24 protein-coding genes are annotated in these 25,015 nt (G+C 59.7%); 11 read left to right on the top strand and 13 right to left on the bottom strand.

The window, feature by feature from the left end:
• The first annotated feature begins 28 nt into the window (after positions 1–28).
• The gene (locus tag DTW90_RS25915; RefSeq protein WP_149342153.1) at positions 29–310 is read left to right on the top strand and encodes a muconolactone Delta-isomerase family protein; all 282 of its coding nucleotides are present in this window, start codon (positions 29–31) and stop codon (positions 308–310) included.
• A gap of 46 nt (positions 311–356) precedes the next feature.
• Here the strand turns inward: DTW90_RS25915 and DTW90_RS25920 are convergent, their stop codons facing one another.
• Positions 357–1,250, bottom strand: coding sequence for a LysR family transcriptional regulator (locus DTW90_RS25920; protein WP_348642665.1), 894 nt, complete (start codon positions 1,248–1,250; stop codon positions 357–359).
• Positions 1,251–1,584: 334 nt separating this feature from the next.
• On the opposite strand from DTW90_RS25920, the gene DTW90_RS25925 reads away from it, so the two are divergent.
• Positions 1,585–2,799 carry an MFS transporter gene (locus tag DTW90_RS25925; protein WP_149342045.1) on the top strand — a complete coding sequence of 405 codons (1,215 nt, stop codon included), beginning with the start codon at positions 1,585–1,587 and terminating at the stop codon, positions 2,797–2,799.
• A 131-nt stretch (positions 2,800–2,930) separates the two neighbouring features.
• Here DTW90_RS25925 and DTW90_RS25930 read toward each other — a convergent pair whose 3' ends face one another.
• Positions 2,931–3,155 carry a DUF2798 domain-containing protein gene (locus DTW90_RS25930; protein WP_149342047.1) on the bottom strand — a complete coding sequence of 75 codons (225 nt, stop codon included), beginning with the start codon at positions 3,153–3,155 and terminating at the stop codon, positions 2,931–2,933.
• Positions 3,156–3,191: 36 nt separating this feature from the next.
• Entirely contained in the window at positions 3,192–3,617 is a 426-nt protein-coding gene (locus DTW90_RS25935) for an ester cyclase (protein WP_149342049.1), read from the bottom strand.
• 165 nt (positions 3,618–3,782) lie between these two features.
• Between DTW90_RS25935 and DTW90_RS25940 the strand changes: the two genes are divergently transcribed.
• Complete coding sequence (locus tag DTW90_RS25940) at positions 3,783–4,697, top strand: LysR family transcriptional regulator (protein WP_149342051.1); 915 nt, start codon at positions 3,783–3,785, stop codon at positions 4,695–4,697.
• 407 nt (positions 4,698–5,104) lie between these two features.
• Here the strand turns inward: DTW90_RS25940 and DTW90_RS37710 are convergent, their stop codons facing one another.
• The 3 genes from DTW90_RS37710 to DTW90_RS25955 all read right to left on the bottom strand — a co-directional run bounded on the left by DTW90_RS37710 (position 5,105) and on the right by DTW90_RS25955 (position 8,954).
• Positions 5,105–5,590 (bottom strand): hypothetical protein, encoded by a 486-nt coding sequence (locus DTW90_RS37710; RefSeq protein ID WP_246665049.1) that lies wholly within the window; start codon positions 5,588–5,590, stop codon positions 5,105–5,107.
• Between the two features lie 47 nt (positions 5,591–5,637).
• Entirely contained in the window at positions 5,638–6,822 is a 1,185-nt protein-coding gene (locus tag DTW90_RS25950; protein WP_149342053.1) for a phosphatase PAP2 family protein, read from the bottom strand.
• Between the two features lie 755 nt (positions 6,823–7,577).
• On the bottom strand, positions 7,578–8,954 hold the full coding sequence (locus DTW90_RS25955; RefSeq protein ID WP_149342055.1) for an FAD-binding oxidoreductase: 1,377 nt from the start codon (positions 8,952–8,954) through the stop codon (positions 7,578–7,580).
• A 90-nt stretch (positions 8,955–9,044) separates the two neighbouring features.
• Between DTW90_RS25955 and DTW90_RS25960 the strand changes: the two genes are divergently transcribed.
• Together DTW90_RS25960 and DTW90_RS25965 are read left to right on the top strand one after the other, a co-directional pair.
• The gene (locus DTW90_RS25960) at positions 9,045–10,076 is read left to right on the top strand and encodes a helix-turn-helix domain-containing protein (protein ID WP_149342057.1); all 1,032 of its coding nucleotides are present in this window, start codon (positions 9,045–9,047) and stop codon (positions 10,074–10,076) included.
• A gap of 153 nt (positions 10,077–10,229) precedes the next feature.
• Complete coding sequence (locus tag DTW90_RS25965) at positions 10,230–12,158, top strand: adenylate/guanylate cyclase domain-containing protein (RefSeq protein WP_149342059.1); 1,929 nt, start codon at positions 10,230–10,232, stop codon at positions 12,156–12,158.
• Positions 12,159–12,456: 298 nt separating this feature from the next.
• Here the strand turns inward: DTW90_RS25965 and DTW90_RS25970 are convergent, their stop codons facing one another.
• The 3 genes from DTW90_RS25970 to DTW90_RS25980 form a co-directional block, all read right to left on the bottom strand.
• Positions 12,457–13,536: an SMP-30/gluconolactonase/LRE family protein gene (locus DTW90_RS25970; RefSeq protein ID WP_210251435.1), complete on the bottom strand. Its 1,080-nt coding sequence runs from the start codon at positions 13,534–13,536 to the stop codon at positions 12,457–12,459.
• 356 nt (positions 13,537–13,892) lie between these two features.
• On the bottom strand, positions 13,893–14,474 hold the full coding sequence (locus tag DTW90_RS25975; protein WP_149342061.1) for a TIGR00730 family Rossman fold protein: 582 nt from the start codon (positions 14,472–14,474) through the stop codon (positions 13,893–13,895).
• Positions 14,471–15,097, bottom strand: coding sequence for an NAD(P)H-dependent oxidoreductase (locus DTW90_RS25980; RefSeq protein ID WP_149342063.1), 627 nt, complete (start codon positions 15,095–15,097; stop codon positions 14,471–14,473). Before DTW90_RS25980 ends, DTW90_RS25975 begins: the two co-directional genes overlap by 4 nt.
• 87 nt (positions 15,098–15,184) lie before the next feature.
• Here DTW90_RS25980 and DTW90_RS25985 point away from each other — a divergent pair, with 87 nt between their 5' ends.
• The 6 genes from DTW90_RS25985 (at position 15,185) to DTW90_RS26010 (ending at position 21,349) form a co-directional block, all read left to right on the top strand.
• The gene (locus DTW90_RS25985; RefSeq protein WP_246665050.1) at positions 15,185–16,150 is read left to right on the top strand and encodes an aminotransferase class I/II-fold pyridoxal phosphate-dependent enzyme; all 966 of its coding nucleotides are present in this window, start codon (positions 15,185–15,187) and stop codon (positions 16,148–16,150) included.
• 150 nt (positions 16,151–16,300) lie between these two features.
• Positions 16,301–17,644: an LLM class flavin-dependent oxidoreductase gene (locus DTW90_RS25990; RefSeq protein ID WP_149342064.1), complete on the top strand. Its 1,344-nt coding sequence runs from the start codon at positions 16,301–16,303 to the stop codon at positions 17,642–17,644.
• A 25-nt stretch (positions 17,645–17,669) separates the two neighbouring features.
• Complete coding sequence (locus DTW90_RS25995; protein WP_149342066.1) at positions 17,670–18,509, top strand: ABC transporter permease; 840 nt, start codon at positions 17,670–17,672, stop codon at positions 18,507–18,509.
• Entirely contained in the window at positions 18,491–19,228 is a 738-nt protein-coding gene (locus DTW90_RS26000) for an ABC transporter ATP-binding protein (RefSeq protein WP_149342068.1), read from the top strand. Before DTW90_RS25995 ends, DTW90_RS26000 begins: the two co-directional genes overlap by 19 nt.
• A 14-nt stretch (positions 19,229–19,242) precedes the next feature.
• Positions 19,243–20,280 carry an ABC transporter substrate-binding protein gene (locus DTW90_RS26005; protein ID WP_149342070.1) on the top strand — a complete coding sequence of 346 codons (1,038 nt, stop codon included), beginning with the start codon at positions 19,243–19,245 and terminating at the stop codon, positions 20,278–20,280.
• Positions 20,281–20,449: 169 nt separating this feature from the next.
• A complete protein-coding gene (locus DTW90_RS26010) occupies positions 20,450–21,349 on the top strand; it encodes an FAD/NAD(P)-binding protein (protein ID WP_149342072.1) in 900 nt (299 codons plus the stop codon).
• Positions 21,350–21,571: 222 nt separating this feature from the next.
• On the opposite strand, the gene DTW90_RS26015 is transcribed toward DTW90_RS26010, so the two are convergent.
• Genes DTW90_RS26015 through DTW90_RS26030 form a run of 4 tightly spaced genes read right to left on the bottom strand, consistent with a single transcriptional unit; the run spans position 21,572 to position 25,002 of the window.
• The gene (locus DTW90_RS26015; protein ID WP_149342074.1) at positions 21,572–22,285 is read right to left on the bottom strand and encodes an ABC transporter ATP-binding protein; all 714 of its coding nucleotides are present in this window, start codon (positions 22,283–22,285) and stop codon (positions 21,572–21,574) included.
• Positions 22,282–23,106, bottom strand: a complete 825-nt coding sequence (locus tag DTW90_RS26020; protein ID WP_149342076.1) for an ABC transporter ATP-binding protein — start codon at positions 23,104–23,106, stop codon at positions 22,282–22,284. Before DTW90_RS26020 ends, DTW90_RS26015 begins: the two co-directional genes overlap by 4 nt.
• Positions 23,099–23,956 carry an ABC transporter permease gene (locus DTW90_RS26025; RefSeq protein ID WP_149342078.1) on the bottom strand — a complete coding sequence of 286 codons (858 nt, stop codon included), beginning with the start codon at positions 23,954–23,956 and terminating at the stop codon, positions 23,099–23,101. Before DTW90_RS26025 ends, DTW90_RS26020 begins: the two co-directional genes overlap by 8 nt.
• Positions 23,953–25,002: an ABC transporter permease gene (locus tag DTW90_RS26030; protein ID WP_149342160.1), complete on the bottom strand. Its 1,050-nt coding sequence runs from the start codon at positions 25,000–25,002 to the stop codon at positions 23,953–23,955. Before DTW90_RS26030 ends, DTW90_RS26025 begins: the two co-directional genes overlap by 4 nt.
• Positions 25,003–25,015: the final 13 nt, after the last annotated feature.

Here is a 25,015-nt window from a genome sequence, read left to right on the forward strand (position 1 = left end):
CCTTCTGAGAGATACAGAGGAGATCGGCATGCTTTTCCAGGTTCAGATCACGATCCAGGTCCCGCACGGATCGGACAGGAAAGAGATCGAGGCGCTTTCTGCGACCGAGATCGAATATGCCAAGGAATTGCAGCGCAAGGGCAAGTGGCTGCACATTTGGCGGATTGCTGGAAAATGGGCAAACATCAGCATATTCGATGTGAATGATGCCGAAGAGCTTCACCAAATCCTGAGCTCGTTGCCCTTGTTTCCATACATGAGTATTGAGGTGATTGCGCTTTGCCGCCATCCCGCGTCCATTGCTGGATGACGGTTCGTGAGACAAATTGCCGTGCCGCTATCATCGCTTTACGACCCTACTCTCCAGCACCGATTTGGAGATGCTCGGTCAGAAAGTTCACAAAAGCGCGTATGCGGGGGGAAAGCTGCCTGCTGGTCGGCCACAGGGCCGCAAGCTCGCCAGTCGTGAGGATATGGTCGTCCAAAAAGGACACCAGCGATCTGGCTTCAATCTGGGCGGCGACGGCAAACGGCGGCATAGCGGCGATCCCAAAGCCCCTTTCAGCCAGATGAACGAGCGGCTCTATCGTGTTGGCGCTCATCGTCTCCGGGATCGCAATGACGCCATCATCGGCTTTCAACGGCCAGTCGATAATCTTGCGCGTCGATTGGGATCGTTGCCGAAGACAATCATGGCGCGCCAGATCAGCCGGTGAGGTCGGCATGCCACGTCGGCCGATATAAGCGGGCGACGCCACCAGCTTGGAGCGAAACCTGCCCAGGCTCTTGCGCATCAGGCGGCTGTCGTTTGCAACTCCCGTCCTGATCACCACGTCGAAACCCTCCTCGATCACGTCGACCAGGCGGTCGGTGAAGTCGAGGTCGAGCGTGACGGCCGGATAGGCCGTCATGAAGTCGGCAATAACCGGCATCAGCAGCATGCCCACCATCGGTAAACTGACCCGCAACCTGCCGTTCGGCGCGGCCACCGTCTGGGTCAGCTCCATCTCCGCCGCCTCGATTTCCTCAAAAATCCGGTGGCAGCGATCGAGAAACAGCCGGCCTTCTTCCGTCAGGGTCATATTGCGTGTGTTGCGATGAAAGAGGCGCACCCCCAGGCGCTGTTCGAGGCGCGCGACAGCTTTGCCTACGGCTGACGCTGACAACCCTGCCTGCCGGCCGGCGGCAACGAAGCTCCCAGTTTCTGCCGCGCGTACAAACAAACTCATGGTGCCCAGATGTTCCATCATGCCGGCATAGCGGAATTTTATTCCGTAGTCATCGGAATGCCGGGCCGTTTTTCTTGATTAGTTGCTTCGCTATTTTTTGGTTGGTCGCGAAAGCGGACCGGAAACCAAGGAAAGAAATAACGATGAGAAACGGAATAATCGGAAGAAGCGGATGGGCCCAATACGGCCCAACTCAAGTCTTCCGGCCTTTGGATCATTTTGAGAGCGTCGGCATCTCGATCAGCGAGCTTCAACCCGCTCACGATGCAGGCGGGGCCACGGCGGCGCGTTCCACATCCCTTTTGACAATCGGCAGTCCCCGCTGCGCAGAACATATGGTGGGAGAAGCACAGCTATGACGATCCAAGCCGCCACAGCCGCTGAGGATACACGCTCAGGCCTGCCACTTCTTGCCCTGCTGGCTCTCGCAACGACAAGCTTTTTGGTAACCCTCACCGAGGCCCTGCCTGCCGGCCTCTTGCCCCAGATGGGTGCCGATCTTGGCGTCAGTGATTCCTGGGCGGGACAGCTCATTTCGGTCTACGCGATCGGCTCCCTTCTTGCGGCTATCCCGCTGACGACGGCGACGCGCAGCTGGCGCAGACGCCGGCTTCTCATCATGACGCTCGTCGGTTTCGCCGTCGCCAACTCCGTTACGGCAGTTTTCGGCAACTTTGGCATCATTCTGGTTGCTCGCTTCCTGGGAGGTGTTTCGGCAGGGCTGCTTTGGGCCCTCATGACACCCTATGCCGTGCGCATGGCGCCGGCGCAGTTGAGCGGACGGGCCATGGCCATTGCACTTGCCGGAATTCCGGTGGCTATGTCGATCGGGATTCCGGCTGGCACCTTCATCGGAATTGCATTTGGCTGGAGAACCGTGTTCGGTCTCATGACCCTTATCGCCCTCCTGCTCATCGGCTGGGTGCTCGTGAAAGTGCCAGACTTTGCCGGAGAACAGAAAGGCGGGCAGCAGCTTTCGCTGTGGAAGGTCATCTTGATGCCCGGCATCCTGCCTGTGCTCGTTACCATCCTGGCCTATATATTGGCGCAGAACATGCTCTACACCTATATCGCGCCGCTTCTGGATACCGTCGGAGCGAGCGGTCAGACGGATCGCGTTCTGCTGACCTTTGGCATTGTTTCACTGGCTGGCATCGCGATCGTCGGCGCCACAGTCGACCGGGCACTGAGGCTGCTCATCGTGGCCGACATCGGTCTCTTTATTGTTGCTACGCTGCTATTGGCGTTCGGTGCCGTCTCCCCTCTGGTTGTTTATGGGGCGGCTGCGATCTGGGGTCTTGCCTTTGGCGGAGCAAGTACGATTTTCCAGACCGCCCTAATCCGCGCGGCCGGCCCGGCTGCAGACACGGCGGCAGCTATCATCGTGACAGTCTGGAACATCGCCATTGCTGGTGGGGCATTTGGCGGCGGCCTGATCTTGCAGAATTTTGGCGCGTCGGCGTTGCCGTGGTCCCTGCTGGTCCTTCTGATCCCTGCTCTCGGCATCGCCCTTTTGAACAGGGCCTTTAGCAGCCATAAAACCACACCTACGGTGGTGCGCGCGCATTAGTATTGCGACCAAGGTTTAGCCTTTTGAACCTTGGTCGCTTCTTTCAATTTGAACCGCGGTGATTTCGATATGAAATATTTCCGTATTTTCACCGCGAATTTTCGACCATCGACCCGCGAGCGGCTTGACCTTCAGTCGCTGAGCGCATCCGCAAGCCTGCGGATGACAGGCGCCGCGATCACCACAACCGGCAGCATGACCATCCAAGAGAGCAGATAGGCTCGTAACCAGTGGGCGGCAAAATTTCCCTCCGCGTAGAAAGGAAAGCTCGCGATTGCCGCCGCGATGGCACAGGTTATCCCCGACTGGATGACGCCGAAGACGAAGTGGTTGTACTTTCTGGGAATTCTAGGCATCACTGTTCTTCCATCGGCCGCCGCGTCACGTGGAGTTCAGGCGACGTGCTTTACTCCGGCTAGGCCGCGATGCACCTCGAGCGCATTGCGCTCCACCCAGTTGTGCTGCAGGAGCCCGTCCTCGCGCACATGCATTACGGCGGTGCCGGTCATTTTGATCGGGGAACCGCAAGCCGGCGAGCCCATAAACCCGTTGTTTCTGCCCGTGACGATCCAGCGGGAGACGACGCGGTCGCCCGTCTCGTTCTGAAAGATTTCGACGACATCGAACCGGAAGTCGTCAACGCTCGCAAGAAAGGCCGCGATCCACTTTTTGAAGGTTTCCCTTGAGCGGACCTCGACCCCGCCCGTGGTGATGACGAAGTCTTTTGCCACCAGCCGGTCGACGGCCTCAGGGTTCTTCGATTGCCACACTTCCCGCCAGAAATTATTGACGATCTCGACCGAATTTCTCTTTGCCATGTCCATACCTCCTTGGAGCGCTGCGCGCCCGACAGGATGTGCAAGGACGCTTGATCACTTCTGAAACAGCATGCGTTGCACGTTCGTTTCTGGCGTCAATGTTGGAGATTGCTTAAAAGAAGACAAACGAATAATGTAACTAGCATCTAGTTGGAAATCGAATTGATGACGATATTACCCGATGTGGAACCTGATCTGCTCCGCGCCTTCGTCGCGGTCGCCGAGACCGGCAGCTTCACCGCAGCAGCCGAAGTGGTCGGCCGCTCGCAATCGGCAGTCAGCCAGAAGGTGCTCCGCCTTGAGGACATCCTGCAGATGCGCGTTTTTGACAGGACTAGCCGGTCGCTGCGCCTGACATGTGACGGCGAGCGGGTTCTGGTGGCGGGCAAGCGATTACTCGCCCACTATCAAAGCTTCATGCACGAGCTGCGCGATCCGCCAAAGGTCTCGCTCCTCAGGCTCGGTATCTCCGAAAACTTGGTCCAGACGCAACTCCCCCGGTTGCTCTCCCGCTTCAGCCACCTCCATCCGGACGTGCAATTGGAGCTGACGACGACGGCGACTGAGGAATTGCTTGTCGAATACGAGGCTAGGCGCCTCGACATCATCATCGCCAAGAGGCGGCAGGACGGGTCCCCCCATCCTGGCCGCGTCATCTGGCGCGAGCAGCTGGTCTGGACCGCCAACTCAGACTATCGCGCCGACGACCGCAGGCCCGTCCGCCTGGTGATGAGGCGGCCGCCGTGCATCTATCGCGCCGTCATGACAGAGGCGCTTGATGTGATCGGTCGCGAATGGATGACGGCCTGCACCGCAAGCAATCTCTTAGGCATCGAGGCCGCTGTCCTCGGCGGCCTCGGGGTCACCGTCCTCGGGAAGTCATTCGTCCAGAACGGCATGAAGATCCTGCCCACCTCCGAGCGCTGGCCGGCGCTCCCTGTCGCCGAAGTCTCCGTCATCGGCAAAAATCCAGCTCTACAGCATATCGTGCAGCCGTTGGTGGCACTTCTCACCGAGGCCTTGCTAGACAGCTCGGGCCTGACCCTAGAGACGCCGTTGACGGCCGAAAATGGGAGGTGACGCGGGCGGAACCTCTCTGTTTCTACCGGGCGGGCGCCACAGGGTTGACAGTGATGCCGGTCTCGGCCAGGTCCAGCGTCCCGGCACGGGTGAAGCGGTTAAACGAAGTTCGAAGTCAACCAGCAGGATTCTGGGAAACATCCGCCCAGAACCCTGCTCGGCCCATCGCCGCGTAAGGCGGCGCCACTTACAGCAGTATCGTTAGAATATGTGGGGAAGTCCGTGTAACTCCCCTCGCCGTCGCGGGTATAATAGGTGGACCGGTCAGCGACGGCCAACGGCCAACCATTCTTGAGGCGCTCAACGAGGTTCGGGTTCGCGATATGCGGCCTACCATAGGTGATCAGGTCCACCAACCCGGTGTCGGGTGCAGCCTGGGCATGCTTGAGATCCGTAAAGCCGCCACATCAGATGAAGGCCCCAGGAAACACCGCCCGAGCCTTGGTCAACAGGGCATGGTGGAGATGCCGGCGCTCAAGCGCTGCCGATTCCATATTCCCGGCCGGAAACAGTTCGTAGAGCAGATGGACATATGCGACGCCGTGGCGCCCCAATTGCTCGACAACATATAGGAACGTTTCCTCCACGAGAGGGTCAATCGGTATGGAGCCGTATTTGCCGAAGGGAGGCAGCCGAACGCCCACGCGCCCCGGAGCGAATTCAGCCATCAATCCACCGACGACTTCCATCAGGAAGCGCGTCCGATCTTCCCCGCTGCCACCGCCGTAGCGGTCGGTGCGCGTGTTGAGCACCGAGTTCATGAACTGCTCGATCAGATAACCGTTAGCCGCGTGGATCTCTACACCATCGAAACCGGCCTTGCGGGCATTGGCGGCGGCTTTGGCGAAGGTGGATGCGATGTTGTCCTCTTCACAAGAAGCCGTGGGTTGCACCGGCGGTCATCCTCTGAGCGCGGATCAAACAAGCCTCCTCCCGTTCGCTACTCGGCCCCGTCTTTTTTTGCCCGCTCGATGAACTTACCGGCGACCGACTTGCCAAGTGCGACACCGGCCCGGTTGTCCATTTCATAGTGAATGCCGGCCCAGATGCGGGAATCGCCCGCCTCCTTGCCGACCGTGCGGATGAACTCCGCGTGGTTGGGGAACAGGTAGGCAAGGACCTCGGATCGGGCAGTCGACAACGTGGAGTGGTTCGACGGATAACTGGGATGGGCCGGCACTGCGAACAGGGGAGTGATGCTCGGGTCAAGCATGTTCGGCCGCAGGTACCAGTAAGCGTATTTCCCGTCGTTGCTTGCAATGAAGGCGTCGTAGTGGACGGCTGCGAGCAACGCGTACGCTCGTGCGGCGCGGGGCGGGTTCGAATCCGTCTTGTCCTCGAACATCCACCTGCTGGCATAGTCATACCAGTCGGTGTACAGGCCGGATGGGCTTTGCCAGTAGAACGCTTTGTAATTGTTGGGGAATTTTCGATCAAACTGCTTGACCGCATCCGTCTCGGCCCTCACGGCCGCAGACTTGCAGTCGGGCGGAGGCGGCGGTCGGAATTCATCGGCTGCCTCGAGCAGGATCGGCTTCCAGTTTGGCATGGTTACATTGGCGGGTTTCTCTCCGACCCACTTGCACGGCCCGGTCGGCACCGTGCCGGTCCAGACCGCATCGGAGCCGTCGGCCTTTGCCTTTGCAATCACTTGCTCTCCCACGCGTCGCCCCAGTTGCAGGCCGGCGGAGGAGTCGCTTGGGAACTGGACACCGGCAAGGACACGCGACTGCGCGGCTTCTTCGGCCATCGCCTGGAGCGACGACGCCTCGTCCGGAAAGAAGTAGGCAAGAACAGTCGCGGCGGCTCCGGCGGCTGCCGCGTGTTCAGATGGATAAGCGGGACTGCGAGGCGTCGGCAGCGCAGTCGGCAGCGTCGCATCCACCTCGCTCGGGCGGGGGCGATTGTAGAAGTATTTTGACTCCCAAGCCGCGACAGTGGCGTCGTAGATCGCCATCGTCAAATAGGTATAGACGCGATGCGCATTGGGGATCGTCTGGTTTGCGAGAAGACGCTTGTTGACCAACTCGATCCATCGATAGCCGGGCGAGCCAGCGTCCCAGAATGTGATTTTGACGGCGACCTGGGCATCGCTCTTTGCGACAAGTTCGCGAACCTGCCCCAACTCGGTTGCGGAAGTACCCGGTGGGGGCGGGACTCGGAAGTCTTTGCCCGAGCTGATTACCCACGTCTTCCACGTTCCAGCATTTGGCTCTATCTGATCCGATTGGGCGAGTGCAAAATTCCCTGACAAGAGGATTAGCGCGCAGGCCCTGCTAAAGCCGCTAAGCATGTTCGACCTCCCATAGTTGATTCCCGGTCCAAAGACGAGAAGGTTCCCTGTTTTGACGCCTTCCATTTTTGTATTTTAGAAATCTCTAATTGTACCGCGACGCGCTGCCAAGTGAAAGGATGAAAAGTGAGAGCAGGAAACAGATAAGCGAGGGAGTTGCGAAGTTGACATGCACAAGGCTGTGCACCGATTAGGTCGCGGCGACGACTTCCAATTGATTGCGCACACCATAAATACCCGCGCCTCCACGCGCAGACCGGCATCCTGTAGGCCTTGCGAGTATCTTGGTCGGAACGGATCATTTTGGTCGAGTCTTCGTCGTGATCGTTAAGAGGACGGCTTGGAAAGAATCTCATCTCCATAATAGTCTGCTTTCCTTGTGGGGGTGCGTCGAGATCAAGGATAGGCTTGGGATCCAGCGGCTTGAATTTGACGACAACCACAACCTCCCATCCAATTCGCCAACAAGCACATTGCGTCCAGCGGATCTCAAGTCTGCGCGTCCGCAGACACGGATTGAGCAATTTAAGCGAATGCGAGCCTCGGGCTCAGGCCGCCTCGGCCGCTATGAGCGGCCCCGCCGAACATCAATGCGGCAAAATATTCTGGTTCAGATGGAAGATGTTGTCCGGGTCGTAGGCACGTTTGATCTGCTTAAGCCGTGTGTAAGTTTCAGCACCGAAAGCGTCTCGAACCAGGCTGTCACCTTCTCCAAGGCCAGGGAAGTTGAGATAGAGTCGGCCAGTGGAATGGGCCTGCATGCTGCGCCAGGAATTGCGCACCCAATCGATGTTGGCATCATCGTCTACTGGATCGGACCAGATTGCATCAAGGCTCAGCATGAACGGCATGGAGCGATCGCCAAAGGCGGTGGCGTCGGCTGGGACACGCTGGACTGCACCGCCAAATTTCCAGATCGACGCGTAAGTCATCTCGGACGGCCGTTTTGACAACTTCTCGACGATCTCGCTGATGACATGGTCATCAAGACGGGAAAGATAGGTCGATTTCCAGTAGCAGCGATCCCGGCCCTTCGGAAAAAGTCCGTCGTAGATGCTCTGGAGGATGCAATACGGCATCCGGTCGCTGAAGTCCAAAAGCGGTTCACCAAAGTCGCGCAGCGGCTGCGTGGCGCGCTCCCCCTTCTTGGCCGGGCCATCGAAGACCGTGGCAAGGGAAAGCACGCGCCTGCCCCAGGTCTCTTCGGGATAGGCCGGATCACTGGGTATAGTCGAGAATTCCGCAAGACCGCTGACTTCGTCCGGTGCCGTGGTCATGTAGTCCCGCCATTGCGGGAGGATATCTCTGGCACGGTCTTCCGGGTATACGGGCGCACAGAACATGATTTCGTCCGCGATCGGATGCAGGCGGAACTCGAAGTTCACGACCACGCCGAAATTCCCGCCACCGCCCTTCAGCGCCCAGAGCAGATCGGTATTCTCGGTATCGCTCGCACGGATGAGGTCGCCTCTTGCGGTGACCAAGTCAGCGGCAATCAGATTGTCGCAGCTCAGACCGTGAGTGCCCCGCAGCCAGCCGATACCTCCCGATAGGGTCAGTCCAGCGACGCCCGTCATCGAAATCAGTCCGCCGGGCGTGGCGCGTGCAAATGGCGTGGTTGCAGCATCGACGTCGCCCCAGGTGGCACCTCCCTCGACGTTGGCCCGATCAAGTAAGGGTGCGATGTGAACAGCGTTCATCAGTGACATGTCAATCATCAGTCCGCCATCGCAGACTGCGTATCCGGCGACATTGTGTCCGCCACTGCGAACGGCAATGGCGAGCCCGTGCGCGCGGGCGTGGTTTATCGACGCCATGACATCTGCGGCATTGCGGCATCGGGCGATCAGCGCGGGTCGCCGGTCGATCATGCCGTTCCACACTATCCGCGCGGCGTCGTAAGCAGCGCTTCCCGGTTCGAGGAGTTCACCATGCAGTGTGCTGCGGAGCGCTTCATGAGCCATATCGAGGTCTCCCCTTGGTTCGCCGCAAGCCTAGTACGTCCGGACGATTGGGACTAAAGTCGAAAATGCTGAAAGGCGGTCATTTCTGCCATGCTCGGTCGAGACAATCGCATTAATATTGCCATCCTCGCGGTGCCGGAAGTCACGGCCTCCGCGTTGTTCGGCATGTTTGACCTGTTCTCCTCACCTGGGCGCGACTGGCCATTCATCATAACTGGCATAGCGGGCGAACAGCGCATGCATCCGTATGTCGTTGCCCGTTCAACTGACGGCTTCGCGGCTGCGAATGGAATCTGGGTGAAGCCGGACTTTGATTTCTGCGATTGCCCTTCACCCGATATCGTGTGCATCCCGGATTTCTTCGTCAATCCGGGCGAAAGCGTCGCCGGGATGTACGAACCTGAGGCAAGTTGGCTGAAGCGATCTCACGAGGATGGCGCGATGCTGGCCAGTGCCTGTTCAGGTGCCGTGTTGCTCGGCGAGGCCGGATTGCTGGTCAACTGCGAGGCGACAATCCATTGGGGCTATGTCGCAACACTGACCAACAACTATCCAGGCGTCAAGGTCAGGGTGGATCGGTCCCTCGTGCTGAGTGGCGAGGCGCAACGCATCGTCATGGCGGGAGGCGGATCGAGCTGGCAGGATCTCGCGCTCTATCTCATCGCGCGGTTTGTCGGGCTGAAGGAAGCGATGGAGGTTGCCAAGGTCTACATGCTGCAATGGCATGACATGGGGCAGCAGCCCTTCGCGTCGCTCATGAGCCTCCAGCAGACGACGGATGGGGTGATCAATAGATGTCAGGAGTGGTTGGCGACGAACTATAAGGTTCAAAGCCCGGTCGCTGCCATGGTCGCACTTTCCGGTCTTCCGCAGCGCTCGTTCATCCGCCGCTTCACCAAGGTCGCAGGCATGACACCGCTGAACTATGTGCAAGCACTGCGTCTTGAGGAGGCCAAGCAGATCCTGGAAACGACCGATCTGCCGATTGAAGCCATCGCCGACGAAGTCGGATACGAGGACACAAGCTTCTTTGGCCGCCTGTTTCGCCGCGAGACAGGCCTGACGCCTGCGCACTATCGGCTGCGCTTTGGTTCATTGCGCCGCGCGCTCAAGAAGATATAGGCATGCCCGCTCCACAAAGCCCACCCATCCGATGCTGCAATTTGCGAACCTCGATTTGCGGATCGACATGTCGTTTTTGGTGGTGTGCTAGTTGCCGTGCTTCGATGGGTGTAGACTGCCGGCACTATTGCATGCTCATGCAAGGCAACGATGATGGGTACGCTCGCGCTCGACCGGAAGCTGCTCGCGATCCTAGCGGCGGATATGGTAGGTTACTCGAAGGCGATGGAGGCCGATGAGATCGGCACCATCAAGCGGCTGAAGGCCATTCGCGCCGACCTGATCAATCCCGCCATCTCCCAACGCCATGGCACCGTTGTCAAGCTGATGGGCGACGGCGCGCTCGTCGTCTTCGACAGCGTGGTTGATGCAGTTGCCTGCGCCGCGGAGTTTCAGAATACCGTGGCGGTAAGAAACGCCGACCTGCCGGACCCTGAGCGCATCATATTCCGCGTCGGGGTCAATCTGGGCGATGTGGCCTTGGTGGATGGCGATGTCTACGGCGATGGCGTGAATGTCGCCGCGCGGCTGGAACAGTTGGCCGAGCCGGGCGGCGTGATGGTGTCGGGGACGGCATACGACCATCTCCAGGGCAAACTCGACTGGCCGCTCGATTTCGCCGGGGAGCAGCAGGTCAAGAACATCAGCCGCCCGGTGCGGATATATCGGCTCAGACTCGACGGCAAACGGGCGCGTCGCCCGCTTCTCGGAATGATCCCGCGCTGGACCAAGACGGCTGCGGTGGCGGTCGTGCCCCTTGCTCTGGCGTGCGGCGGGGTCTGGTGGTTCTTGCAGCCTGAACCATTGAGCGGCAAGCCGTCGGTGGCGGTGCTTCCCTTCGGCAATTATGGCGGCGACGAGGCTAGCGGCCGTCTGGCTGATGGCCTGACTGAGGACATCATCACCGACCTTGCGCGGTTTCCCGAATTCGAGGTGATGGCGCGAAATTCGACGGAAGTTTATAAAGACAAGCCGATGGATGCCCGCCTGGTCGCTGGTGCGCTCAATGTCGGCTTTGTACTGGAAGGCTCGATCCAGCGGCAGGAGGACCGGGTACGGATCACAGCACAGTTGATCGATGCAAAAACCGGCCACCATCTTTGGTCTGAGAATTGGGACCGGCCCGCTGAGGACGTGTTCGCCGTTCAGACCGAAATCGCAGAGCAGGTCGCCAACCGCCTCGGCGGTGGAGTGGGACTGATTCAAGAGGCCGGGCGCGCGGCAGCCAAACGCAAGCGGCCTGAAAACCTCAATGCCTATGATTATTATCTTCTTGGATCCGAGAAGATTGAAAAACTGACCAAAGCGGATGAGTCGGAGGCCGTCATGTTTCTCGACCGCGCCGTCGAGCTCGACCCGGGGCTGGCACGGGCCTGGGTAGAACTTTACCATGCGCATGAACTATTGGAGTTGTTTGGTGTCAATCCCGAGAGCAACCGCAAGGCGGCTGACGATGTGGCCGAACGCGCGGTGCGGATCGATCCGAGCGACGCTGAAGCGCATGCGGTATTTGGTATGAGCCTTGCCAATAAGGGCGACATGGGCCGCGCCAAGTCTGAGCTGGACACGGCCCTTCGTCTAGCTCCGGGTTCGTCCGAAATCCTGACCTTCTATACCGGCTTTGCAGCACGCTTCGGCGAACCCGATCGTGGCGCCCAAATGGTCGACAAGGTGATGAGGCTCGACCCGAACTATCCGATGTGGGCGTCCAACTTCTTCGCACCTGCCTATTTTATGGCGGGCCGGTATGACGACGCGGTAAAGATGCTGGAGCGCATGGCGCCCAACAGCTACCAAAAGTGGACTTGGGTAGTGCGCAGCAGCTCCCTCGCGGCACTGGGTCGAACCGATGAAGCGAATGCTTCGGCTATAGAAGCTCTCAAGCATCACCCGGACCTGACTGTAGAGAGCATGATCAATGAACCTGGCCTAAGCACAGTGGAGCGCAGTCGGTTTATAGAGACGATGCCACTAGCTGGCTTCCCGGCGTGCGCCAAGCCCGAGGCGTTGGCGAAACTCGCCAATCCTGCGCGACTGCCGGAATGCGAGGCTGGGGAGGTGAATCCAATCCAGCAGCCATAGACAGCCCCGTGCCAGGCTTTGCCAGGAACTTGGCGTCCCTCGTCTCGCCCAACACCTCGGGGCTGAAAGCCCCGCAACGTCGTTCGAAGTCCGTGCGAGCCGCACCGGAAGCGGAGAGCATCTGGACGTATTCATCGATCGCCGTCGGCTGAACGCCCGTCTCCCATCTTCCATCATCGGTGATGCTACGAAGCCAAGTACAGGAACTTCCGAGCACGGCCAACGCTGCCGCGCCGATGAGGCGCTAGAGCTTCAGTGGAAGATCGATCGGACCGCGAACGATAATCAGAGGCAGTGCTCAATGCAAGCCGTTCACTCGCATCTTGAGGCCGTAAACGCTACCCGCGGCAGTGATGAAGAGCATGTCTTTATCTTTGCCGCCAAAAGCGAGATTTGTCGGCATTTCCGGCAACTCGATATATTCAATTTTCTTGCCAGCCTTATCAAATACAGTCACTCCAAATACAGTCCCTCCACTCTGGGCGAGATAGACGTTCCCCTCATTGTCGATGGTCATGCCCTCTGAACCGAGATTGCAGAACAGACGTTTGTTCGTGAGGTCGCCGTTCGGATTGATGTCGTAAGCATAAGTCTGGGCCGCGCCGTAATCAGCGACGTAGAGGACCTTTCCGTCGCCTGTGCCAGTGATGCCGCTAGGCTTAAAAATGTCCATCGTCACACGCCTGACCGTCTTGCGGTCGGGCGTCATAAAGTAGACGTTTTGCCCTTCCACGCGCGTCTTTTGATCGTGAGTCGAGTGAAAATCGGGATCGGTAAAATAGATGCCGCCGTCTGGACGAATCCATACGTCATCCGGGCCGTTAAACACTTTGCCGTCGAAGGCCGCGAGTAACACCGTCACCGTCTTGTCAGGTGCAATAGACCATAATTCGCCTTTTTCGGAAGCGGCTGCGATGAGGTTGCCAACGTGATCGAAGGAAATCCCAATCGCGCTTCCTGATGGCTTGAGCCAGTCGGAGAGTTTCCCGTCTGCCGCATGCCATTTGACGATCAGGTTATTGCCATAATCGGTGAAATACACGTTGCCTTGACTATCTGCCGCTGGCCCTTCGGTGTGTGCATAACCCTCCGCCAACTTTTCCAAATGCGCGCCAGGAGCGATGACAGTCGAATCCGCTGCGAAATTGGAACCAGTTGAAAGCAACAGAGCGGTGAGAAATATGCTGACGCAGGCGAGGGCTTCGATGAGCTTGAGATTGGCCCCAACCTGATAGCTTTCTGCAGTCTCGGAAACCAGAAATCTTGTCATGACGGCCTTCCCCCCAGACCAGCAATCGCAGGTCAACAGAGCCAGAGACCATTCAGCAACATACAGCAATTGATTGGCCTGTTGAAGCCGGATCTGGGCAGCAGGCATTGTTGCCTTTCCTCACTCTCGGCCGTCGGCGGCGACGATCAGCCAGGGCACCGAAGGGCGCCTTCGAAAAACCGATCGCCTAGCAGGACGCACAGGACTTCGGGCGGCAGAAAGCGGAATTTGTGGGATAGGGCGCCGTAAGACCTGCGTCGGTCGACTATAGGGGCATCGTCAATGTGAACCGCGTCTCAGTCTCGTCCGATTTCACGGAAAGCTCTCCGCCATGCACTCTGGCGACGATCTTATCGACCGTGCCGCGACGGCAGTAAAAGAACCGGGCTGATCTCTACAGCGGCACGATGGTGCTTATTGCAAGCTCCTCTTGTTCTGTCTGTGACCGGATGAAGAGCCGATGGCTAGATCCATTTTGAGACGGTCACTCCCTCGAAATTGCGGAGTGTCTCGATCAGCGGGGCAGCATCAGCACTGACCGCGATCGAATGGCGATGGGCCGGTGGCAGGAACTGCGTCTCGACCATGTGTTCGATGAACTGCAGGAACGTGTCGTAGAAACCTGCCGTGTTGAGCAGTCCGAGCGGTTTGACGATCTCCGAGAGCTGGTTCATGGTCCAGACCTCCATCAGTTCCTCGATCGTGCCGATGCCGCCGGGCAAAGCGATGAAGGCATCTGCCAGATCCACCATGCGCTGCTTGCGGATGCGCAATGTTGGAGTGATCTCGCCCGTCGTCAGGCGCGGGTGCGAATGGCCGCGCTGATGCAGGCTCTTGGTGATGACGCCGTGGGCTGTGCCGCCAGCTTCGAGCACGGCATCGGCCACGACGCCCATCAGGCCCCTTGTCGTGCCGCCATAGACGAGACCGATGCCTTCGCGGCCAAGCGCCTTGCCGAGCGCCCTTGCACCATTGGCGAAATCTTCCGTCGCGCCGAGATTCGATCCGCAGAACACGGCGATGGTCTTGATGGTACGGATACTCATTGTGCCAGCACATCTCTGGCTTCGGCAAAATGCGCCGCAAGCTCGCGCGCCGTCGCTTGCCGCGTTCGCTCCAGGGCCTCGCCGCCGGCGCCTGTTCCCTGAACGGTGAAGAAGGTCACGTCCCTAAGGCCGATCATGGCGAGGATGGTTTTCAGGTAAGGCGTGAGGAAATCCGGCTGGCGGGCTTGCTCACCGGAAAAGCGCCCGCCGGAGGCTATCGCGATGAAGACCGGGCGATCTTCCAGCAGGCCGACCTTGCCGGCGGGGCCGATCGAGAATGTTCGCCGCGCCCGCACGACATGATCGATCCAAGCCTTCAGCGCCGAGGGCAGCGAGAGATTGTGCATCGGCGTGCTGATGACGACGCAATCGGCGCTTTCAAGCTCGCGGACCAGCTCTTCCGAACGGGCCATCGAGCCGGCGTCCGAGACATCGCCTGCCGAAGCCTGCGAGATCGCATAGTCTTCATCGATATGCGGCAGGCTGTCGTTGCCGATGGGCCTGTCGATCACCTCGATGGCCGGGCTGCGCTGCCGAAGTGCGGCGATGATTTCCAGCGAGAGCCGGTAGCTCTCGGCCGCCTTGCCGCGAGGGCTGGCACTGACATGCAGGATGTTTTTCATCTGTCCATTCCCGATCTGTAATCTCGATGGTTCTATCGCTGCAATGGCGCAGGCCACAGATCCATGAATGGAGTTTGAAGGTGAGCCATGATTGCCATGGGTGGCCTTGCGCAGCTCGGCGTGGCGCTCCATCATGCACCAGATATTTTCAGCAAAAATCCGATATCGGGGAAGGCCATGACGGCGAAGAAGACCAGCCATATCCCCCGTCCGGACCCGGCAACGGAGACACCCTATTACCGGCAGATCTACGACCGGTTTCGCAGCGCCATAGCCGAGGGGGTGCTTAAGCCGAGCGACCGCATACAATCGGCTAGAGCATTGGCGAAGGAACTTGGCCTCGCGAGGGGCACGATCGAAACGGCCTATTCGCTGCTGGCGGCCGAAGGTTATATTCAGGCGCGGGGGCAGGCCGGCAGCATCATCTCGCCCGATCTCACGCCGGGGACCGCCGAGCCGATGCCCATTCGCCCGGTCGGGAGCGATCCTCTCGTCACCAGCTATCGGCCTGACACCATCCTGCCATTCCAGATGGATTTGCCGGCGCTCGATGCCTTCCCCCGCAAGATCTGGGCGCGGCTCGGCGCGCGCCGTGTGCGCGCCATGCAGCCATCGGACATGATGCATCCCGATATCGAAGGTCTGCCTGAACTCAGAGCGCAGATCGCCGGATATCTCAGGGTGTCGCGCGGCATCGATTGTTCGCCGAGGCAGGTCTTCGTCACCTCGGGTTATCGCCAGACGATTGGCATGATTTCCCATGCGCTCCTCAAGGCCGGTGACAGGGTTTGGCTGGAAGATCCCGGCTATCCGAGGAACTATACCGGCCACATCCGGGTAAGCCTCAACGATGGTTCGGTTGTGGAATTGCGTCAGCCACATTTCCGCGGCGGCGTTCGAGAGCCGCTGACCCGCGATGAGCTGATCGCCAAATTCCACGGGAATGTCGCTTACGGGGCGGCTTCGCCTCAGTACGGACAGTCATTGCTCGATTTTTGTCTGAATTTACAAACGGAATCGGATGTTTCAGCTCTCGCCGAGCTTGAGGCATAGGTTAAAGCACGCTTTCCCTCGGTCCTTATGCGTCGACGGACTGTCCTGGCTGGGAACGCTTTTCCGCTGCTGTGCTGAAATTGAGAATTTTAGCGCTTTAATAATCATCTAAATCTATCGACATTGGTCGGAACGAGCGAGGAGTTCCAGATGGCCGATAGTAGAAGAATTCACCTTAACGCGTTTCTCCGCAACGTGGGTCAGCACGAGGCCGCCTGGAGACTTCCCGAAACGCGGGTCGCATCCGTCACGGATATCGAACACTATCGAAACCTGGCGCGCGTCGCCGAGCGCGGAAGGCTCGATGCGATCTTCTTCGCCGATCACCCGGTTTTGAAAGATCGCTCTCAGGATCGGCCGTGGGATTCGCTGGATCCCTTCACGTTGATTTCGGCGCTGTCGGGCGTGACAACCCACATCGGGTTGGTGGCGACCGCATCGACCACCTACAACGACCCCTATGGCATTGCGCGGCGTTTCGCGACGCTGGATCACGTCAGCAAGGGCAGGGCGGCGTGGAATGTCGTGACGACGGCCAATGCGGAGGCCGCTGCCAATTTCGGCTTCGACCACCACCCGGATCCCAACACCCGATACGAGCGCGCCGCAGAGTTCCTCGATATTGCCATCGGTCTTTGGGACAGCTGGGACGACGATGCCATCAAGGGTGACAAGCAGGAAGGCGTGTTCGTCGATCCCGATCGCATCCATCGCATCGATCACCACGGCAAATACTTCGATGTGGCCGGTCCGCTCGAAATCCCGCGATCGCCGCAGGGACGTCCCGTCATCTTTCAGGCAGGCTCCTCGGAGCCCGGAAAGGACCTCGCCGCACGATATGCCGAGGCGATTTTTACCGCACAGCCGATCATCGAGGACGCGCAAGCTTTCTACGCGGACGTCAAAGCTCGCGTGCGGAAATATGGACGCGACCCCGATCGCGTTCTGATTCTGCCCGGCCTCTCCTTCTTTATCGGCGGAACCGAGGAGGAAGCCTGGGCGCTGCGTGAGACCTTCGAGAACCTGACGCTTCCGACCTATGGGCTGGCACAGCTGTCGAGGATTACCGGGATCGATTTCTCCGGCCATGAACTCGATCAGCCCGTGAAAATTCCGGCACGCCAGGAGACGGAGGGCAATCAGAAGAGCAGGCATGACCTCGTCTATCGCCTGACATCGACCGAAGACCTGACCCTTCGCCAACTTCTGCGTCGCCTAAGCGCGGGTCGTGGCCACAGGATTGCGACCGGAACGCCCGAGCAGATCGCCGGAACGATCATCGAGTGGTTCGGGAACGGAGCGGCCGACGGCTTCAATCTTATCCCGCCGGCACTGCCAACCTCCCTGGTAACATTCGTCGACGAAGTTGTGCCAATTCTGCAAGGCAGGGGACTTTTCCGCACCGAATATGAGGGAGTGACACTGCGGGACCATCTCGGTCTCGATAGACCCGCGGTCAATCGAGACACGCGTTATACGGCGGCTGCCGAGTGAACCAGCGGAACGTCGGAGTTACGAGATGAGCTTGCTGTCATTCTCAACGCCATCGGACTTTCTGCAGCGAATGCCTGGTAAGACGACGCCTGCCGGGCTGTCGCTTCTTCCCAAGAAGCCGATCCCCGGCCAAACGCTGCTCGGGCCGGCTCTGGTGCTGCTGATGTGGTATCTGGCGTCGAGCGCTGGATGGATTTCGCCCGCAAAGATGCCAGGCCCGGGCGTCGTCGTATCTTCCTTCCTTGACATGGTCGACAGCGGCACACTTGCCTCCGACGTGACCATGTCGCTCCAGCGCGTGTCGATCGCATTGATCGCGGGCGTGACGGCTGGCTTTTGCCTGGCCGTTATCGCGGGGCTGACCCGCTTGGGAGACGCCATGATCGATGGCAATGTCCAGATCAAGCGCTCCATACCCAATCTCGCACTTATTCCGCTTTTCATTATCTGGCTCGGCATCGGCGAGGCGATGAAGGTCACGATCATTGCGCTGGGCGTCTCGATCCCGATCTACATCAATACGCATGCTGCGCTTAAGGGCATCGATCGGCGCTATGTCGAGCTCGGGCAGACTGTCGGTCTGTCCCGCATTCGATTCCTCAGGCACATCGTTCTTCCAGCCTCTCTGCCTGGCTTCTTCACCGGACTAAGACTGGCGGTCACGAATGCCTGGACCGCGCTCGTGGTCGTCGAGACCGTCAATGCGACGAGCGGCATCGGCTATATGATCACCCAGGCACGAACCTATGGGCAGACGGATGTGGTTCTGGTCGGCCTCGTCATCTATGGCGCCTTCGGCTTTGCATCCGACGCGATCGTGCGACTGATAGAAAGGAGAGTGCTGGCATGGCGGCAATCAATCTAAACGTCCATCGACGCGCGCCTCTGGTGCGGATCAGCAATCTTACGCGTAGCTTTGCCGGACATGCTGTTATCAGCGGGATCGACCTGGAAATCGAGAAAGGTGAATTCGTTGCGCTGCTCGGACGCAGCGGCTCCGGCAAGAGCACGCTCCTGCGGGCGGTCGCGGGGCTCGATGTGGATGCCGCAGGCACGGGTCAGATCGAGATCCCGGAGCGTCACTCCGTTCTGTTCCAGGATTCGCGCCTGCTGCCCTGGGCAAGCGTGATCGACAATGTCAGCCTCGGGATCTATGACGCGGACATTCATGACCGTGCACGGGCTGCCCTCACAGAGGTCGAGCTGCCTGGAAAGGAAAACGTCTGGCCCAAGACTTTGTCCGGGGGCGAGCAGCAGCGGGTTGCGCTCGCGCGATCGCTTGTTCGTAGCCCAGACCTTTTACTGGCGGATGAACCGTTCAGCGCGTTGGACGCGCTCACCCGGATTCGCATGCAGCGTCTGCTCGTAAGGCTCTGTCAGCGCCTTCGTCCGGCCGTCCTTTTTGTCACCCACGATGTCGAGGAGGCTCTGCGCCTTGCCGATCGCGTGGTGATCATCGCGGAGGGTAAAATCTTCTACGACGAGAAAATTTCTGGCGCGGCGGACTCACCGGTCCGCTTCGAGGCCGCACGAGACGACATCCTGGAACGGCTTGGCGTTCCAAAAAATGTACCCGCCTATTGAAGGAGAGGCGCCGCATGGCAATCGGTCATAAATCCATAATTCGCTTGAGCCTGGCTTTGCTGCTTTCGGCAACCGTCGTCCCGTTTGCAAGGGCCGACAGCCCGACGCTTCCGACGCATGTGCCTGCCGGCGTCAAGCTTGTTGTCGCGGATGACGCAAACAATGCCGCGAGCCTGCTGAAGCTATCCGGAGAAAAAGATAGACTCGCCGAAGACGTCTCTTTCGCGAATTTCACGAGCGGTCCTCTCCGGCTGGAGGCGATCAGGGCAGGGGCTGCGCAAGTGGGCGCCGTCGGCGATGTTCCGCCAATTCTCGCGCAGTTCTCCGACGCGGACGTCGTGATTGTCGGCGCGGTGATTACCGCCGGTCCGGCAACGATCTTTGCGACCGCGCCGGGATCGGGAATAAACGATCTGAAAGATCTCAAGGGCAAGAAGGTCGGTATCAACGCCGGAACCTCTCAGCAGGCCACCGTATATCGCGATCTGCGCGGTTCCGGACTGACGATAGACGATATCAAGCCGATCAATCTCGGACTGGCGGAATTTGCCGATGCGTTGCGATCGAACCAGATCGACGCCGCCGTGCTCAAGCAGCCGGATCGCTATCGCTATCTCAAGTCGGTGGCGGGCACCAGCGCCAAGGAGATACCCGATGTGCCGGGCGGCAGCACAAACCTCAAATATCTCTATGCGAGCAAGACGGCACTCAAGGACCCAGCGCAAGCCGCCGCCATCCGCGATCTCGTTATTCACTGGTATCGCGCTCACCTGTGGCGAAATTTCAATCAGGCGACATGGATCGACCAATACCTCGTCAAGGACCAACGCCTTGTAAAGGCTGACGCCCAGGCTGTCGCCGACAGTGACGGAACATCGACGCGCATTCCGAATTGGAAGAACGAGTTGATCCCGACCCAACAGGACACAATCGACCTGTTGCAGAAAGCCGGGCAGTTCAAGGGAAAGACGCTGAAAGCCGAAGACGAGTTTGATTTGCGTTTTGCCGATCTTACCGACAAATCTCAGACGACGGCGGAACTGGGTGATTAAACAATTGTCTTCATGGGCTCGATAACCTCAGGCATACCTCCGCGTCTTGGTCGGAGATGCGCCTTCCCTGCAATATCCCATGGCCGCTTGGTCCGGTACACTGGTTGAATCTGGCGACTGCACTATACTGATACTGCCGATGATCATGTTGGTGCAGACGGGGTGAATAGTGTCCTACGATCTTGCCGTGGTCGGTGCCGGATTTTCGGCGATTGCAGTCACCATCAATGCACTTCTCAAGCTGCCGCCGTCGGGCCGCGTCGCCGTCGTCGGAGACGATCCCGGTTTCGGTCGCGGTGCCGCATACCGAACCGAATTTTACGTCCACCGCCTGAATGTCCCAGCCGCCCGCATGAGTGTTTTCGCGGATCGGCCGGACGACTTCCTGGATTGGCTGAAACAAAAGGGTAGAGACCTCCCCGGCGACGATTTCGCGTCGCGTAACGACTATGGCCTTTACCTGCGCGACCGGCTGGCCGACCTTCTGAGAGATCGCAGTCATCGCGCGAAGGTGGACTTCATCAAGGCCAAGGCCATGGCCTGCGTCGAGATGTATCCAGGCGCCGTCGTGTTCCATCTGAACAACACGGATATGCTTGCCGCCAAAAACGTAGTCCTTTGTCTCGGTGTCGGAAACGCGCGTCTTCCACTATCTGTCGCGGCGCTGTCTCCGATCGCCAAGAGCCGGATCGTCGAAAATCCCTGGCGATTGGCCTGGCTGAAAGGAGTGGGGGCGCACGATAGGGTCCTTCGCGGTTCCCAAAATACCAGGGCTTTGCATGTCGACTGGATCGTGAATTCCACCGGGATGGAGCGTGCGGGGATCGGCCATTCACCCCTCTTGGAGGAAATGCGCCGGCTGGGCCTTGTCCAGCAGGATCCGCTGGGGCTTGGGATCGTCGTCGACCATCGATCGCGGATTATAAAGGCTAATGGTACGGTCGACGATCGCATCTATGCGGTTGGTGCGCTGACCGCCAGCCGGTTTTGGGAAATCACTGCCGTTCCCGACATACGGCGGCAGGCCGCCGAGGTTGCCGGCGAAATCGCCGCCAGATTTTCGACTTAGCCGTCGGCTCTTCGTACGCCCTCGGACCGCCGCCCGTCATGCGAAGAGCAAAATCGCCTTCGGCCTTGTCTATGACGGCTATCTCGACATTGTCCGCCGCTTCCTGACCAGGCAACACGACGACCCGCGTCATCCGTCGTGTGGATCATTGCCCTGCACATCCGGCTTGCAAGAACGGCCGCGGCGATAGTCTGGCCGGAGAGTTGAGCTTGCAGCCGCTCGTCAACCAAGCCATCGCTCGTCGGCCAGCGCCGCGCGATCGAGTTCTTCTTCCGTGCGACCGGCACGCATGACCACTGCCCGGTCGCACATATGCGCCAGCACGCCGGGATCGTGACTGACAAGGACGAAGGTCATGCCATACAAGACCTTCAGTTCGCTCAGCAGATTCAAGATGCCGGCTTGGACCGAGACGTCGAGCGCCGAGGTCGGCTCGTCAAGCAACAGCAGTTTCGGCTTCAGCAGCAAGGCGCGGGCAATGGCGATGCGCTGACGTTGACCGCCGGACAACTGATGCGGATAGCGCCCGGCCACGTCTGCGGAAAGCCCGACTTTGGAAAGCACGCCACGGACCTCATCCTGGACATTGGCAACGCCGCGGATCGAAAGCGGTTCGCCAAGAATACGCAGGATGCGATGGCGGGGATGCAAAGACGAGTATGGGTCTTGGAAGACCATCTGGATGTCGCTCCGCAATGTGCCCGTCAAGCGCTGACCCGGCTGAAGTGCGTCGCCCAAAACCGAGATCGCGCCCTGCCAATTGTGATTGAGGCCGGCGAGCGTCCGAAGCACGGTTGTCTTGCCGCAGCCCGACGGACCGATAAGCCCGAAGGTTTCGCCCCGTTCGATCTTGAAGCTCGCGTTGTGCACGGCCGTAAGTGCCCGCCCGCGGGTTGCGAATTCCACCGAGAGATCACGGACGGCGACAGCACTCAAACCTCTTCTCCATAGGTGGGCAGGAGGCTGCCGTAGGTTGCCGCGGATGGTCGCGCCGCCCAGAGCGCACGCGTGTAAGGCGAGCTTGCCTGAGCGAGGTCGGCCACCTCCATCTGTTCCTCGATGCGTCCACCGCGCATGACCATGACACGGTCGGCGTAGCGTGAGACCTGCTGGAGGTCGTGACTGATCAGCAAAAGCCCCATGCCAAGCTCCACTGTCAGGGAGCGCAGCAATGTCAGGATCTGATCCTGCATTCCGCGGTCGAGGGCAGACGTCGGTTCGTCAGCTATCAGCAATCTCGGCCGATTGATCAGCATGGCAGCGATCATGACGCGTTGGCCCATGCCGCCGGAAAGGGCGGCGGGATAGCTGGCATAGACACGTTCGGGGTCGGCGAGGCCGACACGCGAAAGCATATCAAGCGCCTGCCGGCGCCGCTCCGCCGATGAAAGCTTGCCATGCAGCAGAAGTGTCTCTTCAACCTGGCGACCGACCCTATGGGCGGGGTTCAGCGAATATTTCGGGTCTTGCAAAACAAGCGCGATGTCTTGCCCCCGGATCCTGCTCCAGCTTGCGGGCGAAAGCCCTCTTAGATCTCGCTCCCCGAAGCTCAGCCGCTTTGCCTCAACCATCGCCTGCCGGGGCAGGAGGCCCATGATCGCACGGCCCGTCAGCGACTTTCCTGAACCGGATTCGCCGACGAGCGCCAAGATTTCACGTCCGACGGAAAATGAAATCTCCTTCACGACCCTGACGATACCCGTCTCGGACGGAAAGGAGACCGACAAGTCGTCTACCGAGAGAATCGGTTCAATCATGGCGCGGATCCAAAATATCGCGCAGGCCGTCCGCGAGAAGGTTGAAGGCAAAGGAGGCGACCAAGATGGCAAAACCCGGCGCGGCGGCAACCCACCACTGATCGAAGATCACTTGCGTGCCTTCCGAGACCATGGAGCCCCATTCGGCCGTCGGCGGGCGAACGCCAAGCCCCAGAAAACCCAGCCCTGCGGCCGCCAAAATGATCCCGGAGAGATCGAGTGCCAGCCGAATGACGGCCGACGGCAGAACCAGCGGCAGAACGTGGCCCCAAAGCAGGCGCATTCCCCTTATGCCAACCATCTCGGCGGCGGCGAGGTAATCGCTGTGCCGCAGCGCGGCCGTTTCGACCCGCGCCTGACGGGCATAGGCCGGCCAGCTCGTCAGCGCCAGCGCGAGCGCGCCGTTGATCAAGCCGGGACCCATGATGGCGACGAAGGCAAAAGCCAGGAGCAGGCGCGGAAACGACATGACGATATCCGTCACGCGCATCAGGGCACGTTCCGTCAGCCCACCAAAAAAGCCCGCCAGAATACCGATCAAGATGCCGAGGGGCGCCATCAGCAGCACGACGATGAGAACAAGCAGCAACGTCGGTCGCGCGCCGTAGATTAGCCTGGAAAGGATGTCGCGGCCAAAGCCGTCGGTCCCAAGGACATGAGATACACCTGGCGGCATCAGCCGGTTGGCTGTCTCCTGCAGGTTCGGATCGTAGGGTGAGATCATGGGCGCGAGAAGCGCCAGCACCAGAATGGCGATGACGACAGCGCCGCCGGCGAGGCCCGCAGGCGAACGCAGCACGCGCCTTAAGAATGTCTTGCCGCAGAGCGGCGCTTCCAGGGTCATTGTCATCGCTTCATGCTGCCTTGGAGGCGCGTCACGCCAAGATCGGTCAACGCGTTGAGCAGCACGAAAGATGTGCCGACGACGAGCGTCGCGCCAAGGATCGCCGGCATATCGCCGGCAAACATGGCAGTCGTGAGATAACGGCCAATTCCCGGCCAGGCGAAGACCGTTTCCGTCAATACGGCACCCTCGAGGAGGCTCGCATAGGAGAGGGCGACGACCGTCAGCAGCGTGCCGGAGACATTGGGCAAGATATGCACGAAGACGATCCGCGCAAGGCTGGCGCCCTTGGCTCGCGCGGTCGTCACGTACTCATGGCCAAGCTCGGTCACCACGGCGGCACGCGTCAGACGCGAGATCGCGGCGAGGGAATATATGGCAAGCACGGTCGCCGGAAGGATGAGGTGAGCGACGGCATCCTTGAACGCGCCGGGCTTGCCGGAAATCCAGGTGTCGATCAGCGCAAAGCCGGTGACGGGCTTCACGGTGTATTGGAAGACGACCCCCGCCCTGCCTGGACCAGGCACCCAATGTAGACGTGCATAAAAGAAGAGAAGCAATAAAAGGCCGAGCCAGAAAATCGGAACCGAATAGCCGAACAGAGATATGAAGCGGGCAATCATGTCCACCCACGTGCCCTGACGCATGGCGGCAACGATCCCGAGCGCCAGGCCGATCAAGGCGCCGAAGATAATGGCTGTCGTCGCAAGCTCGACGGTGGCCGGAAACGTCAGCGCGATATCCTTTGCGACCGGCTGGCCGGTGGAGGTCGACTGCCCGAGTTCTCCTGAAAGCGCCGTGCCGACGTACCGCAGAAACTGCAAAGGCAGCGGTCTGTCGAGGCCGAGTTCGGCCCGCGCCTGTTCATAGCTCGATTGGCTGGCGTGGTCTCCCACTAGCTGCTGCGCCGGATCGATCGGCGACAGCCGCGTCATCGCGAACGTCACGAGTGCTAGCCCCAACATGGTCAGCACGAAGGACCAAGCGAACTTGAAGAGTGCCGACACGAAAGACAACTCCCACCAGGTTTTCGTCTGGCGGGAGCGGGTCATTTCGTTGCCGGGC

It is taken from the genome of Neorhizobium sp. P12A (genome assembly GCF_008365395.1).
In the GTDB taxonomy this organism is placed as follows: domain Bacteria; phylum Pseudomonadota; class Alphaproteobacteria; order Rhizobiales; family Rhizobiaceae; genus Rhizobium.

Bases quoted from the DNA above. Each gene is read 5' to 3' on its own strand.
- DTW90_RS25915 (WP_149342153.1), top strand. From the start codon at position 29: ATGCTTTTCCAGGTTCAGATCACGATCCAGGTCCCGCACGGATCGGAC.
- DTW90_RS25920 (WP_348642665.1), bottom strand. From the start codon at position 1,250: ATGATGGAACATCTGGGCACCATGAGTTTGTTTGTACGCGCGGCAGAA.
- DTW90_RS25925 (WP_149342045.1), top strand. From the start codon at position 1,585: ATGACGATCCAAGCCGCCACAGCCGCTGAGGATACACGCTCAGGCCTG.
- DTW90_RS25930 (WP_149342047.1), bottom strand. From the start codon at position 3,155: ATGCCTAGAATTCCCAGAAAGTACAACCACTTCGTCTTCGGCGTCATC.
- DTW90_RS25935 (WP_149342049.1), bottom strand. From the start codon at position 3,617: ATGGCAAAGAGAAATTCGGTCGAGATCGTCAATAATTTCTGGCGGGAA.
- DTW90_RS25940 (WP_149342051.1), top strand. From the start codon at position 3,783: ATGACGATATTACCCGATGTGGAACCTGATCTGCTCCGCGCCTTCGTC.
- DTW90_RS25955 (WP_149342055.1), bottom strand. From the start codon at position 8,954: ATGGCTCATGAAGCGCTCCGCAGCACACTGCATGGTGAACTCCTCGAA.
- DTW90_RS25960 (WP_149342057.1), top strand. From the start codon at position 9,045: ATGCTCGGTCGAGACAATCGCATTAATATTGCCATCCTCGCGGTGCCG.
- DTW90_RS25965 (WP_149342059.1), top strand. From the start codon at position 10,230: ATGGGTACGCTCGCGCTCGACCGGAAGCTGCTCGCGATCCTAGCGGCG.
- DTW90_RS25970 (WP_210251435.1), bottom strand. From the start codon at position 13,536: ATGCCTGCTGCCCAGATCCGGCTTCAACAGGCCAATCAATTGCTGTAT.
- DTW90_RS25975 (WP_149342061.1), bottom strand. From the start codon at position 14,474: ATGAGTATCCGTACCATCAAGACCATCGCCGTGTTCTGCGGATCGAAT.
- DTW90_RS25980 (WP_149342063.1), bottom strand. From the start codon at position 15,097: ATGAAAAACATCCTGCATGTCAGTGCCAGCCCTCGCGGCAAGGCGGCC.
- DTW90_RS25985 (WP_246665050.1), top strand. From the start codon at position 15,185: ATGATTGCCATGGGTGGCCTTGCGCAGCTCGGCGTGGCGCTCCATCAT.
- DTW90_RS25990 (WP_149342064.1), top strand. From the start codon at position 16,301: ATGGCCGATAGTAGAAGAATTCACCTTAACGCGTTTCTCCGCAACGTG.
- DTW90_RS25995 (WP_149342066.1), top strand. From the start codon at position 17,670: ATGAGCTTGCTGTCATTCTCAACGCCATCGGACTTTCTGCAGCGAATG.
- DTW90_RS26000 (WP_149342068.1), top strand. From the start codon at position 18,491: ATGGCGGCAATCAATCTAAACGTCCATCGACGCGCGCCTCTGGTGCGG.
- DTW90_RS26005 (WP_149342070.1), top strand. From the start codon at position 19,243: ATGGCAATCGGTCATAAATCCATAATTCGCTTGAGCCTGGCTTTGCTG.
- DTW90_RS26020 (WP_149342076.1), bottom strand. From the start codon at position 23,106: ATGATTGAACCGATTCTCTCGGTAGACGACTTGTCGGTCTCCTTTCCG.
- DTW90_RS26025 (WP_149342078.1), bottom strand. From the start codon at position 23,956: ATGACAATGACCCTGGAAGCGCCGCTCTGCGGCAAGACATTCTTAAGG.
- DTW90_RS26030 (WP_149342160.1), bottom strand. From the start codon at position 25,002: ATGACCCGCTCCCGCCAGACGAAAACCTGGTGGGAGTTGTCTTTCGTG.